At 66.5% G+C, this 2,256-nt stretch carries 1 protein-coding gene and 1 pseudogene; both read right to left on the reverse strand.

What is annotated here, in order from left to right; translation table 11 throughout:
• Window positions 1–108 precede the first annotated feature (108 nt).
• Window positions 109–1,086, reverse strand: coding sequence for an ISL3 family transposase (locus tag ACFTR6_RS22035; RefSeq protein WP_377959477.1), 978 nt, complete (start codon window positions 1,084–1,086; stop codon window positions 109–111).
• A gap of 136 nt (window positions 1,087–1,222) precedes the next feature.
• Window positions 1,223–1,432, reverse strand: a pseudogene (locus tag ACFTR6_RS22040) (ISL3 family transposase); the annotation flags it as partial.
• Between the last annotated feature and the right edge of the window lie 824 nt (window positions 1,433–2,256).

Raw genomic sequence — 2,256 nt, forward strand, 5'->3', positions numbered from 1 at the left:
GCACCCGGGAGGGTGTGGGAGAGTAGGTCACCGCCGGACAACCATTAGGTCGAGAGCCCCAACCAGTCACCTGGTCGGGGCTCTCCCGCATTTAAAGGCCCTTCGCATTTAGGCATGGTTCGTTTGTTTGATTCGGTAGGGGCGGTGGCCGCCGGCGGCGAGTAGGCATCTGAGCCTGTAGTTGGTGAAGTTGCGGAAGCCGCGGGCGATTCTGCGGGTGGTTTCGATGACGCCATTGATCGCCTCGGTGGGGCCGTTTGAAGCGCCGAAGGTATCGAAGTAGGCCAGGATCGCTGCCTTCCATTGCTTGAGGGTGCGGCCCAGCCGGGCGATCTCCGGAATCGGGCAGGCCGGAAATGAACCGATGACTTCGTTGACGAGTTCCCTGCCCCGGGCAGAGCTCGCGTGGTAGATGTGGCGGAGCTTCTGGTAGCACTGCCAGGCCAGGGTGACCTCGTGGTCCGGGTCGCCGAGAGCGAGCTTGGCGTCGAGCCGGGCGGATTGTTTGTCGGTGAGGTGTTCGACACCGATCTGCAGAGTCCTGCAGATGCCGAAGAGCGGGTCGCCCTTGCGGCCGCGGTGCCCGAGGGTGTCCTGCTGGACCCGGCGGCGGACCTCATCGACCATGGCCGATCCGAGCTTCACGACGTGGAACACGTCCAGCACGGTGATGGCTTCGGGCAGTTCGTCGCGGATCGCGTTGGCGTAGCCGCGGAACGGATCCAGCGCCGCGGTTTTGATGCCGGCCGTGAATTCCTCGCCGCGGTCTTTGAGCCAGTCGGCGTAGGCCTTACCGGACCGGCCCGGAACAAGGTCCAGCAACCGGGCATGGACCACACCTTGGTCGTCGCGGGTGTGATCCACGATCCCGGTGACCATCCCGGATCCGGGCGGGCCGGTGTGGGACCAGACCTGCTCGTCCACGCCGAGCGCGTCCACTCCTGTCAGCCTGCCGGCCGTTGCGATCCGCCGGGCGGCCTCGGCCTTGATGGCGTCCCAGACGGTGTGCCAGGAGACACCGAGCTGGTGGGCCAGGGCGGAGACCGAGGTGTCGAAACGCTGCAGCCCGTCGGTCGCCCACGCCACGGCCCTGGCAGTGAGTTTCGCCCGGGGGCCCGGCCAACTCGTGCTCTTCGGTGAACGTGGTTCTCGGGCAGTCAGGGTCCGGGCAGCGCCAGACACGCTTGGCCCACAGCAGCCGCACCGGACGGCCGAAACACGGGGTGTCATGGAGCCGGACCGGCCGGCGGCCGTGCCCGATCGCGACGACGCCGCAGTCCGGACAGCCGCTGACAGTTTCAGCTGTCTCGACGTGCAGAACCAGGCCGGTCCCGGCCGCGGTGACAGAGCAGACGTGGATACCTTCGACACCAAGAAGCGCGTCGGCCCGCTCGCACCAACGACCGCCCGGACAGGAAGTAGCATTGGGCATATCAGGGTCTCTTTTTACTTGGAAGCTTGGTCGCTACCAATTCAAAGAGGCCCTGACCTCTCTCCTTCCGCACCACGCCGCAGCGGCATCAGAACACATTCCCCGCCCCGGCGTCAGACGGCCCTAACCACGCTCATCTGCGAAGGGCCCATTTAAGACACCACCTGCCCCAGGCCCCGTTCGGTACCCGTCCGGGGCCTGGGCCGTTTAAAGGCCAGTGGATCCTGTGGGTTTGACGGGCCGGTGGCCGCCTTGGCCCCGCCACCGCCACTGCCCCTGTCCTCTGGCGGGGCAGCGGGATCTGGGGGATGGGGGAGTTGCAGGATGGGGCTCGTGACATCGTCGGCGTTCCTGGGCGGGCTGGCCTGCCTATCGGACCGATGGTGCCCGGAGCCGGGGCGCGGCGTCGGGGTGAGTAACTTCACCGCGGCAGCCTGCCGGAGCATTTTGCTGGGACGTGGGTTGTGGAGGCTGCGGTTTCGGGTGCAGTCCCTGGAGGCTGGGGGTGCCGGCCGGCAGGGGCCCCGCCGGCCGTGCGGCTGGGTTGGGGTGGGAGCACGTCCGGTGCGCGGGGAACAGCTGCCGGCCCGGAGCATGTGTTCGACTGTGACGCGCTGCATAAAACTGGTTTGGACCCTGGTTGGCGTCATTGACCCCCTCGAGGGCCCAAAAACCGCGGTAACTCAAGGGTTTCAGTGTGCGTTGCGCGGGTTTTTGGTTGGGTTGCTTTGGGGGTGGGGTGGGTGTATTGTTTTCTGAGTCGCCGCGAGGGAGGCCAGCGAGGAGCTGGTAACCGGGCGGCGGATCCCCTTTCAAAATAGCCT

The organism is Arthrobacter sp. NPDC057009, assembly GCF_042673905.1.
Classification (GTDB): domain Bacteria; phylum Actinomycetota; class Actinomycetes; order Actinomycetales; family Micrococcaceae; genus Arthrobacter.